This is a genomic window from Nostoc sp. (assembly GCF_036917515.1).
In the GTDB taxonomy this organism is placed as follows: domain Bacteria; phylum Cyanobacteriota; class Cyanobacteriia; order Cyanobacteriales; family Nostocaceae; genus Nostoc.
On sequence record NZ_JBALDE010000230.1, the window covers coordinates 14444 to 31256 of the forward strand.

A 16813-nucleotide genomic window follows, 5' to 3' on the forward strand; every position below is an offset into this window, starting at 1 on the left:
CTTAGGGGACAGTAGTTTTACTGTTGTCAATGACGTTACACAATATCTGACATATTCATGCCACTTTTCTGCTTGTTTAGGTGCAGTCCTTGTCTTCAGACATCACTTGATTGCAGAAAACTGCATAATTAACGAATATTCGCTTGTTTATCGTCCAAAGGTACAGCTTTATTAGATACTGAAATAATCTATATGAAAGTGCGTCTGATGACGAGAAAATACAGATTACACAAGTGTTTGGAGTTCGGATTGGCAGGTTTGTTAGGCTGCTTAATTGTCAGTATCTTTACTAGTAAAACCCTGGCACAGCAAAGCAATATCATCCCTGATAATACACTTGGGGCTGAGTCCTCTCAAGTTATAGACAACTTTCAGGGACTACCGATAGAAGTAATTACAGGTGGTGTAACTCGCCAAATCAATCTTTTTCACAGCTTTCAAGAATTTAATGTCAGCGAGGGACGTGGGGCTTATTTCTTCAGTCCTAGCGCAGATATTCAGAATATTTTGGCACGGGTGACAGGTAGTAACTCTTCAAAAATATTTGGTCAGCTAGCTACTTTCCAGATTATTAATGGTAGTATAGCTGGCTCTAATGCCAATTTATTTTTGATAAATCCAAATGGAATTGTGTTTGGGAAAAATGCCAGTTTAAATGTGCAGGGTTCATTTGTGGGAACGACTGCGAACGGAATTCAGTTTGGTAATCAAGGAGTTTTTAGTGCTACAAATCCTCAAGCGGTGCCATTGTTGAGTATTAATCCTTCAGTATTGTTATTTAATCAAATCCAAGCAAGTGGGGGAATTATCAATCAATCCCAAGCAGCTGCAGGTACTAATATCGTCGGTGAAGATGTTACAGGTTTGCGAGTTGCTGATGGTAAAAGTTTGCTGCTTGTTGGTGGAAATATCAATATAGATGGTGGTGGAATTCACGCTTATGGTGGAAATGTTGAGTTAGCAGGTTTGGCTGCACCGGGAAATGTGGGATTGAATATTGCAGGTGATAATCTGGGTTTAATAATACCTGAGAATGTGGAACACACCGATGTTTCACTGAATAATGGCGCAGAAGTCAATGTTCGTGGTGCGGATGGCGGGAACATCAAAATTCAAGCTAAAAATGTTAACTTGGCAGGGCAAAGTAAATTAAGAGCGGGAATAGAAACAGGTTTAGGTACTCCAAATAGTAAAGGTGGAGATATTATTATTAATGCCACAAGAGAGACAACATTAATAGATCAAAGCTTCATCGCTAACGTAGTGCAAGCAAGAGCATTTGGTAATGCTGGCGATATCAATATTGCAACTGGGACATTGACATTGCGCGATGGTGGAAAAATCAATACTAGTCTTTTCGGACAAGGCAAAGCAGGAAATATAAATATCAATGCTCAAGGTGCTGTTACTATTACAGGTAAAAAAGATAATTCAATTAGTGGAATTGGTAGCACTGTATTGACAGAAACAACAGGTAATGGTGGTAATATCAACATCACATCTAGTTCTTTTATACTAAGTAATGATGCTTTCCTTATTACTGGTATTTTCGGACAAGGGAATGCTGGTAATATATCGATTCAAACATCAGATGCGGTTGAACTTGTTCATGGCTTCATATATAGCAGTATTGCAAGTGGGGGTGTGGGTAATGGTGGTGAAATTAACATTACTGCGGGTTCACTTTCTTTGACAGATAGCTCGCAGATCCAATCGCGGATAGAAAATACTGATGATCAACTACCAGGAGGACAAGGAAATGCAGGTAATATAAATATTAACGTCCAAGGTGATATAAGTTTTCGTAACTTAAGACCTGGGGAAACTAACGGAATTGTTTCCGAAGTAAGTGAGGGTGCAATAGGTAATGGTGCAAACGTTACTATCAATACCAGTTCACTGGAAATAAACGATGGTTCGGAAATTCAAGGTAGCACTAGAGGAAAAGGTAATTCTGGTAATATCATCATTAATGCTCGTAATAATATTTCCTTAGATGGTAGGAATGGCGATTTTTTTAGCCGGATGATTAATGCTGTGCAACCGACTGCTGAAGGGAATGCAGGTAATATTCAAATCACTACAGGTACACTAAAAGCTACTAATCGAGCCTTTATTAGTAGCAGTACCTATGGCAAAGGAAACGCTGGTAATATCAGCATTAATGCCCTTGATAATATAGCCTTTGATAGCAATAGTTTTGCTAGTAGTGATGTGTACAATCAGGGGATAGGTGACGGAGGAAATATTTACCTTAAAACAGGTTCATTCTCGTTAACTAACGGCGGTGGAGTATCAACAAATGTATTAGGACAGGGTAATGCTGGAAATATTAATGTTGAAGCCTCTGATTATGTCAAGCTAGACAACTTTAATTCTGATGCGTTCAGTGGTTTGCAAAGCAACTTAGAGATTGGAGGTGTCGGGAAAGCAGGAAACATTCAGGTTACAACTGGATCACTTTTTGTTGCTAATGGTGCCAGAATATCCAGCTATACTGCTGGATATGGAAATGCCGGAAATATCACTATTAATGCCCACGATAATGTGATATTTTCAGGTTTTGGGGGCAGGGGAAATTTTGATAGTCAAGTATTAAGTAATGGTGTTTCTAACGCAATAGGTAATGGTGGTGATATTCGCATTACCGCAAGTAATTTACTATTGAAAGATGGCGGGCAACTAAATGCTCAAAATGCCGGACAAGGAAATGGAGGAAATATCTTTCTTGATGTTGGCAATACTATTACTTTGGATGGAATTGGCGGTAATAGTTTAACTAATACTGCTAATACGGAAGCATCCAATGGTAATGCCGGAAATATTCAAATTGAAACAGGATCATTGTCTTTAACAAATGGCGGTAGGATATCTTCTTCACATGGCAAAGGAAAAGGTAATGGTGGAAATATCACCATCAATGCTCGTGATACGGTCAAAATTGATGGTATCGTCAAGGGTGTAACTTTTAGTAATGGCAAAATTGATATAAGTAGCGGTTTATTTAGTTCCTTGCTGAGTGGTGAAGGTAAAGGAGGTGACATCGAAATTACAACAGAGTCACTTTCTGTCACCAACGGTGCAAGCATTTCTGCACTAACAGGTGGACAGGGAAATGGAGGCAATATCACCATCAACGCCCGCGATACAGTAACTTTTGATGGTGGAAAAAATGGTTTAGTTACTTCCCTAAACACTGCTGGGACAGGCAGTAGCACGGGTAACGCGGGGAATATCAGCATTAACACCAGAGAATTATTTCTAAAAAATATTAGTATACTTGGTGCTTTTACTAGTGGTCAAGGTAATGGTGGAAATATAAATTTAACTGCTAGCGATCGTTTAATATTGCGTCATGGTAGCCAAATTTCGACCACCGCAGGTACAGCGCAATCGGGTGGCGATGGTGGTAACATCAATATCAATTCCAGATTTATCATCGCCATTCCCCAAGAAAATAGTGATATCACAGCCAATGCCTTTACAGGAACAGGTGGAAACATCCAAATTAACTCGCAAGGTATCTTCGGTATTGAGTCGCGGACAAAATTAACTGAGAAAAGCGATATTACTGCAAGTTCAGAACTAGGTGTTGCAGGTGCGATCAACATTAACGCACCTGATACCAGTTCCATCCAAAACAGCTTCACCGAATTACCCCCAGTCATCGATGCCAACGCACTCATCGCCAATAGTTGTATTTCACGTGGTACCAAGCGACAAGAAAACTCTTTTACTATCACAGGTTCCGGTGCTTTGATCCCTAATCGCCCTGGTGTTTCGGTTTCTAACTACACAACTGGAGAGGTCAGAGGTGTAGAAACTACATCCAGTCCCTGGAAAAAAGGTGATCCGATTATCGAACCGACTGGTCTATATCGGTTGAATAATGGGCAATTGCTATTAAGTCGAGAATGTTCTAATTAGTGTAAGTTCAACAAACCTCTCACTGATGGCAAGATTAAAGCTATGGTATCTGTTGGAAAACGTTTTACCGTCAGCCACAACGATTGCTTCGCCAATCCTTGAGGCGTAGCAAGACGGGTCATATCATGTCCGCCAAATTACCCATAATAAAAGAACCCACCCCGTCAAAGCTGTGCTTTGTCTCCCCTCCCCGCAGGCCTACGGTGTACACACAAGTGGAAGTAAACTACTAGGTTTGGGGATTTGAGGAGCAAAGGAAAGTGGAAAATCGAATAAAAATACATGCTCAACATTGGAAGGGGCAAGCGTTTGGCGACCCAAGGTTGATAAAAAGCAGGGCTGTTTCATTCCACAAGGGCAAGAAGTTTGTCAATATCATGAGAGAGAAATCTTTGAGCTGTTGTGATAGAAGCATGACTATTACGACGGAGGATGTTGAGAGCGATGCCTACGGCGGGCTACGCCTACGCTCGCAAAACAGAGAGATTAGCTGGGGCATTACCCACATGTGCTGAATACAGCATCTTTGATATCCAAGGCGGCAATTAAATTTTGCACCACGGTGATTTCGCTTTCATGCTTGTTTTCCAGTTTCTCCATACCTACAACAAGCCCCTTATGTCACATATTTACCACAGCTAATTAACGATACCTTCAAAGCGCCGCCCACCATTATTGGATTGCTACTTTCTAGTGTTTCTCTAGCAATTACCATCACAGCTTCCCAATTAGGTAGATTAGCGAGAAGATTTCCCGCCACAAGTTTAATTAGTGCATCTTATGTTTTTTATGCTTTAGGGATGTTAATAGTTCCCTTTGTGTCAAATATCTGGTTACTATTAATTCCGACTACAATTTTTGGGATTGGACTTGGTATTAATTTTCCTAGCATCCAATCACTATTAGCAGATTTAGCACCAAGGGAATATTTGGCGACGATTATATCGGTAAATGGGACATTCTATGGATTAGGACAAACATTAGGGCCTTTATTGATGGGTTATGCCTTTGGTTTTGGCGGAATTAGTAGTGTGTTTTACGCCGCAACTGGTTTTGCAGTTTTGATATTTTTTGTGTTTAGGTATTGCACTTGTAGGTGATTTGTAATTCGTTTAGGAAATGAGAGTCTTCTCAATGCGACGGTCAGGGATCAGCCACATAACTGCAACCAGAACGTATAATGCACAGGCAAACCATGAGTTGACAAAGGCAAGTGGAATTGCCACAGCATAGAAAACCAGCGATATCTTTTCCTTAAAGTTTCCAGTGACTGCGATCACTAGAGGCGAATCCTTGCCGTGGTGAGAAACTAGGGTACGGGTAAGAATGAAGTAAGCGATCGCAGCTAACAACAACACCGTACCATAAAAGACAACTGGCACGGCGGCAAAGTGATTCTCGCCCATCCAGCCAGTGACGAAGGGGATTAGCGATAACCAAAACAGCAGATGTAGATTAGCCCAAAGGATACGGCCATTAACGTGTCGGACTGCTTGTAGTAGGTGATGGTGATTGTTCCAGTAGATGCCAATATAGATAAAACTCAGGACATAGCTGAGAAATACCGGAATTAGCGGACGTAGTGCAGCTAAATCGAATCCATGCGGCACTTTGATTTCCAGTACCATAATGGTGATGATGATAGCAATCACCCCATCGCTGAATGCTTCTAATCTCCCTTTTCCCATGTACGCATTCCTTTTCTATTTATTTGAAAGTAAGTTGTGACACCCTGTACTTTATCGTACCAAGTAGTCGCCATTGATGAAGATTGTCTGTGTTGACGTAGCCCGCAAAGGGCATTGCAAAATCAAAATATTTAAATCTCACTCGCCAATTTCCGCCGTAATTCCCGAATAGCAGTGCTAGTATTACGCTTGTAAGCAATTTTTAGAGACTCTGTGACTACCTCTGATACATTGATGCTGGGGAAATAACGTTCTCCATCTCGAAACTTGATACGAGACGAAGAGCGATCGCCTAGTTGTTCATTGAGTGCTTGATAGTCTTGCCAACTTCCAAGTAGGCGTACTACCGCACCTGGGGGCAAATGGATTGTATCGGGTGTAACCACAGCAAACATACAACTGAATCTCCACCTCAGCTGTAATGCTTTAAATATCAATTGCTGCGGCTGAAAAATACAGCAGCGATAACAATTAAACCTAAAAGTGCTAAAGGAACCCAGAGATTAGGGACATCCGACAAACTCATAAAGGACTTCCAAATAATTAGGGTACATGAGGCAGATGGCAATAGACAGTCGCTACTTTATAAATCAACTTTTAGGTAAGCCTTTTTTTAACTTCCTCAGCCAAATTTTCTAGTAGTACTTCTACTTGCTCGCCTGTTTTCAAATCTTTAAGCGATGACTTTTGCGCTGCTGCTTCTTCAGAACCAATAATTACGCAAAATTGAATTCCTTGTTTGTCTGCTAATTGAAATTGTTTACCCAAAGGACGTTTATCAAAGTTAGTTATTACATTAATTCCCGCTTGACGCAGATGTTGAGATACTTTTAAATAAGTGGGCATTAAATCTTCTTGCATATTCACTACCATTACTTGGGCTGGTGTAGCGGCTAATGTATTTAGAATTCCAGCTTTTAATAAACGACTAATTAAACGAGTTAAGCCGATAGAGATGCCGACACCAGGCATCTTTTCGCCCAAAAATACCCCGACTAATTCTTCATATCTACCACCGGAACAAATACTACCTAAAGCTTCATGTCCTAATAGAGTTGTTTCGTAAACTGTGCCGGTATAGTAATCAAGACCACGGGCAATAGATAAATCAATACAGAAACGATTTTCGGCAACTCCGAGATTACGCACCCCAGTAATTACCGTTTCTAATTCGGTAACTCCTAAGCTCAATTGCTCAGTTTCTGATAGATTTTGAGCAAAGTGCTTGAGCTTATCTAAGACTTCATCAACCGAACCGTCTATTTTGATAAATTCAATAATTTTTTCTGCCTGCTCGGCTGAGGTTCCTTCTTTTTCTAAATCTTGTTTTACTTTAGTTTCACCAATCTTTTCTAGAGTATCAACAATACCAATACATGATTTTATTTGATGTTCGGCAATTCCCAATGATTTAAAGAAACCAGTAAGAACTTTTCGGTTATTGATGCGAATCAGAAAATCACCAATATTAATTGCTTCAAATATCTCAGTGATAATGGCAGGCATCTGAGCATCATAGAGCAAGCTGAGTTCACGACGAGCAACTACATCAATATCACACTGACGGAACTGACGAAAACGTCCATCTTTCGCCCTTTCTCCACGAAAAACTACATCCGTTTGATAACGAGCAAAGGGAAAGGTTAATTCATTCAGGTGACGGGCAATATACGCTGCTAAAGGAACTGTTTGATCGAACTTTAAAGCTCTTGCTTCCGAACCAGTTTCGCCCGATTTATCTCTTTCGGCTTGTCGATTTGGTGGCAAGATGGGATCAATTCCATAAATGATATTGTCCCCTTGATTACCTTTAGCTTGTAGCACTTCTAAACGTTCTACAGCAGGTGTTTCGATGGGCGTAAATCCATAGCTTTCAAAAACTCTACGGATGATATCTAACAGATATAATTCTAGACGCTTTTCGCTAGGCAAAAACTCTGGAAACCCGCTAGGAGTAGAAAAGTTAATTTTGTCACCTTTGGCCATGCGTGTACCTTACTAAGTTGAAATTTGAGATGAAAGCCTAACGACTGAAGTTGTGGCTACACAAACAAAGTCCGCTTGTGCGAACTGGAGAATAATGAGTGGTGATCTCACAAAGGAGAAATTACTATCTTAGCCGTTCTTCTTGAATTAAAGTGCATTGAAAAATTTGATTGTTCTTAAACCAATGCTAAGTACAGGCACGATTGTTATTATTAGAACTAATCTCGACTTTCACGCTTTCGGCTCCAAAAGTTGAAAGATGGACTCACGACTAACTAGTTCAGTTGTTTCACCTTCAGCGATCGCTTGCTCCATTGCCACATCTTCAATAATTTCTGTCATAAATTCAGAGACTTCTTTTCGATTGTCACGAATTAATTCGACGATCGCGCTTTTGAAGATTTCCTTAAGTTGCTCTGGATTTATAGTAATCTCAGACATTGTGCCTCCATTAGGTTAGTTTGGGTTCGATAGATTGATTCCTAACGCTTCAAGCTGCTGGTTGATCCAAGCTGTTGCTGTCGCTTCATCGGTTTCAATCGCTCTTTCTACTCCTGTTTTAGCAATTTCTAGCAGTTGCTTGGATTGCTCCCGCGTTTGGTAAGAGGCTTCAACTTTGGTTCTGATTTTCTGCTGAACGGAATCTGGCGCATCCCAAATTAGAAATTGAGCAATTTCGTTGGGATATAGCTCAATTTGCCCTGATGAACCTTTGAAATGCTTTTCAACAAATAGCTTTCCAATAACGCTATTGAGATAAATCGACAGATAAACCGGGTCAAGTAAATCAGTTCTAAGAATAGTTACGTGGTTATCTGGCAAAGTTTCTTGTTCGTAGAGATAAGCCGCACAGCGTCCAATTGTGCCGATACCTGTACCGTTGATTAGAACATCATCAGTTTGAATTATAAGCGGATTATCATTTTCTGGCAGATAAGCATAGCGATTGTCTGTCAGAATGACTTCGCCTTCTCGAACGTGCTTGGAATTAACAACAGGTAAACCTAATTTATACTCGTCTTCGTCTTCAATGTATTGAGGTTGTTTTCCTCGTTGATTAAGGGTGAGTAAATCACGGAGGAGCGTTAATTTAACCTTTTCTTCAAGTCGTTCAATGAGTTGGTCAAATTTTGGCTGGTAATATTCAGCATCGAGGCGAGTAGAGGACAGGAAAGACTCAGAAAAACTCTTGATGGCAACGGTTTCTTCCGTGGGTTGCCAGTCCTTCAAGCCTAGCTCCAACAACAGCAAATTTTCAGCTTGTTGGTAGATTTCCTGAGATGATTCAATCTGTTGCTGACTGAAGTTCACCAATCTCTTTAAATTGTGCTTGAAAGCTTCAGAAGCTTTGAATAATTTTAGTTCCCGAACAAGAGTAATTGTTAGATGCGCTTGAACCGATTGAGAGCTAGATCGGAGGAGGAGTCTATTACAAAAATCCGTTTGAAAGTAGAGATACAAATATATCTGATCTATTTGTGACAAATGTGCAGAATCTATAAAAATTAAATCTCTACTAGCTGCGGCTTTCTGTGTAACCAATCCTACTCTAGCAACGCTACCTCCCTTAGTTAAAAGAATGTCTCCAGGACTTACTGTTTTAAGAGTTGGATGTTGACTGGTTAATTGATTTGGTATGGTTACGCAGTTATTATAGTCAATTGTCCTGTTTACATCAGCAACTCTAAGAAAGTGCAAATCTCCTTCACCATAATAAGGTTCGATTGATGGATAGAAAGCACTAGCATCAACTGCTAAATTCAAATGACTAAATTGTTCAAATTGGTTGGCTTTGACTTTCAAGATTTGTTCATCAGCCAAGAATTCTTTCTTATAATATTCGCTATCAAATCTTAGGGTTCTTGCTCCAGCTAAAACTTCACCATACTTAACAACCGCCGCTTCTAGCCCATCCATTAACCGCCGATACCTTACAGCATCAAACGGCGCAACAGATGGGCTAGATTTAAAAAAACTGAGCTTCTCCTTTTTGGCAAACTCAATAAACGCTTCTGCAATGCCGTCTTCCGTCAGTCCTTCGTGGTTATACAAATCATGATCCACCACTAAATGACCGTGAACATCTTGCAAAAAATCGCCCTCCACTCCCACCACTCGCTGCATCGGAGAAGGCGGCATCAATTCACTGAGTTCATCATCAGGCGGTGAAGTAGACGATGAAATTTTGCGCCAGATTTTCTCCCCAGAATTATCCTTTCCCGATTTCCGCATCGTCGCAAAAAAGATGTTGTAGTCATCCTGTCGAGGGCAGAGTGCGCCCGCCTTCGCGTCGTCATTCCACTTCTGCACAAACAGCACCGAAGTTTTCGTACCCGTGTGCGGCTTAAACGTATTGCCATGCAGCCCCACCACCGCCAAAATCCGGCAGCGTTCCGCAATGAAATCTCGAATATTCTTATCCGATGAATTGTTAAATCGTCCTTGGGGCAGCACGATCGCCATTCTACCCCCCGGTTTCAAAAAGTCCAAATTGCGCTCAATAAACAAAGTATCGCGCCCCACCTTGGTTTGCCACTTACCATCCGGCTTTTTTGCCAAATCATAGCGGGCAATCATGCGCGGTTCTTTGATATCTCCAGCAAAGGGCGGATTCGCCATCAACACATCAAACTGAAACTCTCGAAAATCTTTACTACCTTTCGGTCGCAACCGTTTCAGCCGTTTGAACCCAGCATTCGCCAGCACCTCGTCTTCCATTTCTTCGATCAGAGTCTTAAGGGATTTATTCTCCTTCACTAACTTGTCATTGGCAATCAAATCTTCCAGGGTGAACTTGATCTGAAGAATATCTGCAAGGGTTTGATTAGCACTGGGCAAACTGGGAATATCTTCAAAATAATTGGGATCTTTGCGCTGGTAGTAAGAAATTTGATCCCCATTTGTCCAAACTGCGATCGGCGCACCCGTAGCATTGCAGTAAGAGCGAAGCTGATCTTTCCCATCTTTTAGCTTCGGCTTCTTTAGCTCTACAATCATGTAGACTGTGTTTGGACGATCTTTGTCCTTCACCACAATGTCTGCCCGTTTCACCTCCCGCCCAAAGTTCACCCCATACTCGACTTGAAGGCGGCTGAGAGGATAGTGCAGGCGTTGATTTAAAACCTGTAAATATAGCTGCCGAATTGCTTCCTCTGGCGTAAGTTTAATTGCCTTTTGACGCACCAAACAAACGATATAAGGCACTTCGCCACTTTTGGTTGCTTTCAGAGTAATGCTCTGCTCTAACTGCTCAATTTCCGCCGCAGCAAACTGAGACAGTTTGTAGTTTGAGTCTTTGAGGATATCGGCTAAGTTCATCAGGCGCTACGGAATCTACATAAATGCTTAGTCCGTTATAGAGTGTAACGCTATTGTAAAAACCGACCAATAAATTTTCTTAATATTAGACAACAAATTGTTGAGAATAGACTTGTGTTCTGAATGAATGGACTTGTTTTGTGAACGAACAGACTTGTGTTCTGAACGAATGGACTTGTTTTGTGAACGAACAGACTTATGTTTTGAACGAATAGACTTGTTTTGTGAACGAACAGACTTGTGTTCTAAACCAAAACTATCAAAATTCTTCCAGGTGCTTTAATTATCATGGACAAAACTGTGTCACAGACAGTCGCTTCTGGTAAAACAGATATTTTGAACAGGATGAGAATGCGATGCTTTCTCTACAAGACGTTTTGCGAACGGCGGCAAGCTACGCTATTGGTTACAGTAATGAGTTGCATAGTGATGATGGCATTGGTCACTCCCCATTCTCAAACCACCAAGGGTCATTAGTAGCGTTAGTTTTAATCAAAATAGCTTTTTTTCGCATAAACCGTTTTAGTGCTGCCGCACCCATGCGCGATCCTCCCAAACCGGAGAATTTGAAGGGGTTTTTCTCTCCCTCGTGCATCATAGCGGTGAGTCCAGCATCGTTGATACTAATAGCACCTGCATCTATCTGGTAAGCAACTTCTAAAGCTTCTGTTTCCGAGGCAAATACAGCAGCACTTAATCCATAGATTGAGTCATTGGCTAAAGAGACTGCTTCACTTACTGTGGAAAAAGCCATGACTGGCATAATCGGGCCAAAAGTCGCTTCATTCATGACTTTCATGGAATGATTGACTTGGGTAAGCACTGTCGGACGACACCACCAACCCCCTCCAAAATCTTCTATTACACCGCCGCAGTGAATTACTGCTCCTTTTTCAACTGCATCTAGGAGATGATCGCTAATAATGGCTGCTTGTTTTTCAGCGATGATCGGGCCAATTTCTCCACTTTCGACTGTGGGATAGGCTAATTTAAGGCGATGTGCTTTGGCTACTAGTTGATGGTAAAACTTTTCAAATATGGAGTCTGCAACGTAAATTCGCTCAATTGAGAAGTATGACTGTCCGGTGTTGGCGACGGAAGCCCACAATATTGCTGAGGTTGCTAATTCTAAGTTGGCTGATTCTAAAACGATCGCAGGATCTTTTCCTCCTAATTCCAAAAAAGCTGGAATAAACTGTTTTGCAGCCGCCTGTGCAACTTTTCTCCCTGTGCCTACACTGCCTGTAAAGCATACCAAATCTACATTTTCAATCAAAACAGATCCGGTTGCGCCTGCTCCTTCCACAAAGGTTAATACCTCGTGCAGTTTGGGAACGGTGTTGAGTGCTGTAATCAGTGGTGCTACGAAGCGGGGAGTGATTTCACTGGGTTTAACAATGACAGCACAACCTGCCAACAATGCCGGAATGGTATCAATAGTAGACAGTGACAGCGGAAAATTCCCCGGGCTGATTACCCCAACTAGAGGATAAGGAACGGATGTTTGTTGCAAGGCAATAAAGGGAATCGCTGTATTTTTTGCAGATTCTTGCAGCACATCCGGTGCTAACCGACACCAGCGGTCAATACTGGAGAGGAAGGAATCTATTTCTAATACCGAGGTTGACAATCTTCCTGTATCATTTACCAAAGCTTCCGTGAGGCGATCGCGTCCAGATAATATCGCATTCTTCCACTGCTGTAAAGCTTCGATTCTTCCCTCTAAGCCCAACTGCTGCCAGCGAACTTGTGCCCTGCGCGTCCGCTTACATTGTTGTACCAGCAGCCTTGGAGGCGGCGGAATAATTACGTAGTCAAATTTGCCAGTTCGGGGATTGCGGACTTCTATTGGTTTTGTCATTAGGAGGCAGGAGGCAGTTCTTGCTGGAGGCAGGAGGCAGATCGCGCAGCGTGTCGTAGACAAGGCAGGAGTTATTTTTTGTATTCCAATGCCCTGTTTGGCCAATGCCCCATTCTCAAATTCAAATTATCCCTAAGTTAGTTAAGCGTTGAATGGAGGCTTGCAGTGTTTGCAGTCTACTTCTCTTTCCAGCATAGTATTAGCGGGGTAAAAGTGTGATTGGCGATCGCGAGTGAAGGTTGATTACATAACAGGTAACTTGCGATCCTAAAGCGCAGTCCGATTCTAAATTAGTGGACATGGAAAATTGAGAGGCATAACAAATGACCAATGACAAATGACCAATGACCAATGACAAATTTAAAGAATGCGATCGCCACCCCAAAGCGATCGCACAAGTCTATCTGTCAATTCCGAGCCAAACATCTGTGCGGCAAGTTTATTACCTGGATCGCGTTCAGCACTGATGCGGCGGAGTGCAAAATCACGAGTAGCTAAAGCTTCGCGTGCATCTTCTGGCATAGGTTCAGCTGCATCTACCCAAGTTAACCAGCGATCAAGTGTTTCGTGTGCAAGTGTGCGAGTTAATTCTAGGGTTTCAAAAGTAGGTGCGCCTGTGTAGCAAAGATTAACGGGTGATTGAAATAGGCGAACATACGCACTTTTACTAGTAAATACCTTGAGCCGCGAATCTGACTGTAACTTTAAAAATGTTTCATTAACTGGCTCATAATAGCGATCAAGAGATGCCAAATCAATTAAAAGGTCAGTTCGAGGAATATAATCTATATAAAAGAAAATATTTGGAAGTGTGCCAAACTCGAAAGCCAAATGAGGAACCTGAATATGGGACTTCAACCAAGTGGTGAGGCGCATAGTGCCAAAGTTTGATTTTCCAGGATTTCCCAACCACGAATGCACTAGCCAGTCAATTTCTTCCCCAGAAAAAGCAGTCAGCGAACCTTTCATGTTGCCATCGAGACTGCTGTATTGCTGTAAATTTTCTACAGAAGGGTCTGGATGTAACTGAAAACGAGTCTCTAGTTTTTGGCGGAGTTCCTTTGTAATCTCCCACAACTGCTCAAATACAGCTTTATTATCTAAATCAGTTGGTTGCTGAGTCATGGTTTGAGTTTGCAGTTTTTCTATAAACTTCATATTTAGTTTGACACTTTCCGGTATCTAATTCGTTAGCGATCGCGATTTACGCACAGGTTACGGAAAATCAAACCACAGAGAACGCAGAGAACACAGAGGAATAAGAGTTAAAGAGCCTCAATTATTACTAATAGAAAATCCTCGACGCGTAGGTTTAATATTAGCTAACTCCACCTGAAAGCTTACTTTGTCGCTCATTTCTTTGCTTCTCGCTTCCAAAGTCCACTTACCAGGACGTAAATTCCAAAATAAAGAATTAGCTGAGTTTGTATCTAACTTTTCGCCATTTAACCACCACTCTATTGGTGCAGATTTATTTCCCGCTAGTTTAAATTCGAGTTTTTGCTGCGTTTCTTCACCAGGATAAAGTAAAAATAAATCGCCATGATGCGGAGATAAAATTCTCAAATTGGTAGAAGTAAAATTTGACTGCTGTTGTTTTGCCAACCATTCATCATACTCTGATGGCAAATTGAATTGATTCTCACGTTCGTAATTACTTTTATCTTCTGGGTAAAAATATTCTTGCACGACTGAGGTACAATCTGGTGTGGGTCGTAACCCCGAAACTGCACAAACAGGTAATTGCACTAAACCTTTAGGAGATGGAAAACCTGCTGGTTCTTGATGTTCGTGCAGATGTAACATAATTCGATTCCATAAGGGTGCTGCGCCTGTCACACCAGAAACCTGTCGCATCGGTTCACCGTTGAAATTGCCTACCCAAGTAGCGACGGTGTAATCTGTAGTGAAGCCAACTGTCCAAGTATCTCGAAAATTGGAAGAAGTGCCAGTTTTAACAGCAACAGGAAAGGGTAAATTTAACACCGAGTCTACACCAAATGCTGTTGCACGAGCATAGCTGTCACTGAGTATGTTGGTGATTAATTGCCAAATTGTCGGATTTTGAATTTGAGGTTTGGAATTTTGGATTGGGGAATCGGAAAATGTGCTTACTAAAGGGGTAGCATTTCCTTGTCGTTCTATGGTCAAGTATGCACGGGCTAATTCCCAGAGACTGACTTCGCCACTACCTAGAGTCAAACCCAAACCATAATAATCTGGAGTTTGATTGAGGTGTTCAAATCCCAGTTGATGCAGTCGTTCTAAGAAAGTTTTCACACCTACTTTTTCTAACACGCGCACTGCGGGTACATTTAAAGAATTTGCTAAAGCGATTCGCACCCGCACAGGGCCAAGAAACCTTTCGGTGTAATCTGTAGGGCTGTAAAGTTTCGCGCCGGGAATTGCATAATGGGCGGGTACATCTGCCAAAATGGTATTTGGACGAATGACACTTTTTTCTAAAGCTAGTTCATAGACAAAAGGCTTGAGGGTAGAACCTGGTTGACGTAGTGCTTGCACTCCATCATTGCGTCCGAGTTTGGCTTGATTAAAGTAATCAGGTGAACCGACATAAGCTAAAACTTCACCAGTGTGGTTATCAATCACCAATGCGGCTGCATCATGGACATTGTTGGCGGCTAAAGAAGAAATTACCTGCTGTACCTGTGCTTCAACAAACTGCTGTAAAGGGCGATTTATAGTCGTGAGAATAGGGGAATTTTGTTCTACTTGCGTGTTATCAAACTGATTGGCTAACCAAAATAAAAAGTGTGGTGCAGCGATAATTCCTCCTTGGCGAGACTGAAACACAACCTTTTCAGTGTGTGTTCGGGCTGCGTTCGCTCCACTAATATACTTTTCCTGTACCATCCGATTAAGGACGTATTTTTGTCGCTGCTTCAGCCGTTGCCAATGTTCGTAAGGATTGAAATATGTGGGATTATTGGGAATAGCAGCCAACAAACTAGCTTGAGCAAGATTCAATTCACTAGCTGGGATGGAAAAATAAGTCCGCGCGGCGGCTTCCACACCATATATATTCCCGCCCATTGGTAGCCGATTGATATATGCAGAGAGAATTTCATCTTTGTTTATCCCTGCTGCTAACCGCCAAGATAGCCAAATTTCACTCAGTTTACCAGAGAAACTGCGGGGCACTGGATTTAACATCCGCGCCAACTGCATAGTAATTGTGGAAGCACCGGAAACAATTCTTTTGGCGTGAATGGCTTCTTTGCCGGCGCGGATAATAGCTTTCATATCCAACGCCCCATGATGGTAAAAGCTGCCATCTTCAGCGGCTAAAATCGCCTGGATAAAATGAGGCGAAACCTGATTTAGTGGTACTACTGATGTATGTTCTTGGTCACGGGTGAGTAGTGTTCCTAATGGTAAACCATTGCGATCGCTAAATTGCATTGCCAACTGATTTTGGGCAATATCTGCGGCATGAATGGGCGCAAAATAAGGGAGTAAGCGTATAACCAGACAGATTAGCAGCACAGCTAAGATAACTTTACTAGTGTGCTTAAGTTTGAGTGGCGATCGTAAAATTAGTTTCATCAGGGAATCCCCTGTCCAAGAAAACCTACTTTAATCTTGACGCAGCGATTACATCTATATCAGTAAATATTTCAAATCCTTAATAATTAATTTTTACTAACTCAGCAGATGTAAATTAGTGTTTGCGAAATTTAAATACTTATTTATAGTTAAGAATTGTAGCCATTTTTGGAACAATAACACTAGATTAGTTATCTATGTAAATAAACACACGTTACATCTAACCTGTGAGTCTAAATAACTACTCGTACTGCGTCCTTTATTAGTCTTGGCATTGCCCATTCTATCAGAGAATGCAAATTTTTATTTGCTATAGTTCATAAACTTTTTATTTTTAATTACTAGAAAGATGATTATCAGAGTTTTACTGCGCTTCCAGCAGAAAATAATCTATCGCGTTCTTAAGGTTATTAGCAGTTACTTAAAAAAAATTGGGCGTTCTTCAAGCCGAAAGAGAACAATACAG

At 41.4% G+C, this 16813-nt stretch carries 10 protein-coding genes and 2 pseudogenes; 2 read left to right on the plus strand and 10 right to left on the minus strand.

The window, feature by feature from the left end; all coding sequences use genetic code 11:
• Positions 1-207: 207 nt before the first annotated feature.
• Entirely contained in the window at positions 208-3927 is a 3720-nt protein-coding gene (locus V7K89_RS30230; protein ID WP_335193908.1) for a beta strand repeat-containing protein, read from the plus strand.
• On the opposite strand, the gene V7K89_RS30235 is transcribed toward V7K89_RS30230, so the two are convergent.
• A complete protein-coding gene (locus V7K89_RS30235; RefSeq protein WP_335193910.1) occupies positions 3924-4049 on the minus strand; it encodes a hypothetical protein in 126 nt (41 codons plus the stop codon). The two genes, V7K89_RS30230 and V7K89_RS30235, sit on opposite strands and share 4 nt — an antisense overlap.
• 504 nt (positions 4050-4553) lie before the next feature.
• On the opposite strand from V7K89_RS30235, the pseudogene V7K89_RS30240 reads away from it, so the two are divergent.
• Positions 4554-5027 (plus strand): annotated as a pseudogene (locus V7K89_RS30240) (MFS transporter); the annotation flags it as partial.
• A gap of 12 nt (positions 5028-5039) precedes the next feature.
• Here the strand turns inward: V7K89_RS30240 and V7K89_RS30245 are convergent.
• The 9 genes and pseudogenes from V7K89_RS30245 to pbpC all read right to left on the minus strand — a co-directional run bounded on the left by V7K89_RS30245 (position 5040) and on the right by pbpC (position 16347).
• Positions 5040-5615 (minus strand): TMEM175 family protein, encoded by a 576-nt coding sequence (locus V7K89_RS30245; protein WP_335193912.1) that lies wholly within the window; start codon positions 5613-5615, stop codon positions 5040-5042.
• Positions 5616-5746: 131 nt separating this feature from the next.
• Positions 5747-6010: a hypothetical protein gene (locus tag V7K89_RS30250; protein WP_335193914.1), complete on the minus strand. Its 264-nt coding sequence runs from the start codon at positions 6008-6010 to the stop codon at positions 5747-5749.
• Positions 6011-6212: 202 nt separating this feature from the next.
• Positions 6213-7601, minus strand: a complete 1389-nt coding sequence (gene hisS / locus V7K89_RS30255) for a histidine--tRNA ligase (RefSeq protein ID WP_335193916.1) — start codon at positions 7599-7601, stop codon at positions 6213-6215.
• A gap of 124 nt (positions 7602-7725) precedes the next feature.
• A pseudogene (locus V7K89_RS30260) lies at positions 7726-7830 on the minus strand (DUF3598 domain-containing protein); the annotation flags it as partial.
• 2 nt (positions 7831-7832) lie between these two features.
• Positions 7833-8042, minus strand: a complete 210-nt coding sequence (locus V7K89_RS30265; RefSeq protein ID WP_335193918.1) for a hypothetical protein — start codon at positions 8040-8042, stop codon at positions 7833-7835.
• A 15-nt stretch (positions 8043-8057) separates the two neighbouring features.
• Positions 8058-10919, minus strand: a complete 2862-nt coding sequence (locus V7K89_RS30270; RefSeq protein WP_335193920.1) for a type I restriction enzyme HsdR N-terminal domain-containing protein — start codon at positions 10917-10919, stop codon at positions 8058-8060.
• A gap of 442 nt (positions 10920-11361) precedes the next feature.
• Positions 11362-12780: an aldehyde dehydrogenase family protein gene (locus V7K89_RS30275; protein ID WP_335193922.1), complete on the minus strand. Its 1419-nt coding sequence runs from the start codon at positions 12778-12780 to the stop codon at positions 11362-11364.
• Positions 12781-13140: 360 nt separating this feature from the next.
• Entirely contained in the window at positions 13141-13905 is a 765-nt protein-coding gene (locus tag V7K89_RS30280) for a red chlorophyll catabolite reductase (RefSeq protein WP_335193943.1), read from the minus strand.
• A 150-nt stretch (positions 13906-14055) separates the two neighbouring features.
• Positions 14056-16347: a penicillin-binding protein 1C gene (gene pbpC, locus V7K89_RS30285; protein ID WP_335193924.1), complete on the minus strand. Its 2292-nt coding sequence runs from the start codon at positions 16345-16347 to the stop codon at positions 14056-14058.
• Positions 16348-16813: the final 466 nt, after the last annotated feature.

What these genes read in the sequence shown, in the direction of transcription:
- V7K89_RS30230 (WP_335193908.1), top strand. Translation starts at nt 208, where the DNA reads ATGACGAGAAAATACAGATTACACAAGTGTTTGGAGTTCGGATTGGCA.
- V7K89_RS30275 (WP_335193922.1), bottom strand. Translation starts at nt 12,780, where the DNA reads ATGACAAAACCAATAGAAGTCCGCAATCCCCGAACTGGCAAATTTGAC.
- V7K89_RS30245 (WP_335193912.1), bottom strand. Translation starts at nt 5,615, where the DNA reads ATGGGAAAAGGGAGATTAGAAGCATTCAGCGATGGGGTGATTGCTATC.
- hisS (WP_335193916.1), bottom strand. Translation starts at nt 7,601, where the DNA reads ATGGCCAAAGGTGACAAAATTAACTTTTCTACTCCTAGCGGGTTTCCA.
- pbpC (WP_335193924.1), bottom strand. Translation starts at nt 16,347, where the DNA reads ATGAAACTAATTTTACGATCGCCACTCAAACTTAAGCACACTAGTAAA.
- V7K89_RS30265 (WP_335193918.1), bottom strand. Translation starts at nt 8,042, where the DNA reads ATGTCTGAGATTACTATAAATCCAGAGCAACTTAAGGAAATCTTCAAA.
- V7K89_RS30250 (WP_335193914.1), bottom strand. Translation starts at nt 6,010, where the DNA reads ATGTTTGCTGTGGTTACACCCGATACAATCCATTTGCCCCCAGGTGCG.
- V7K89_RS30235 (WP_335193910.1), bottom strand. Translation starts at nt 4,049, where the DNA reads ATGACCCGTCTTGCTACGCCTCAAGGATTGGCGAAGCAATCGTTGTGG.
- V7K89_RS30280 (WP_335193943.1), bottom strand. Translation starts at nt 13,905, where the DNA reads ATGACTCAGCAACCAACTGATTTAGATAATAAAGCTGTATTTGAGCAG.
- V7K89_RS30270 (WP_335193920.1), bottom strand. Translation starts at nt 10,919, where the DNA reads ATGAACTTAGCCGATATCCTCAAAGACTCAAACTACAAACTGTCTCAG.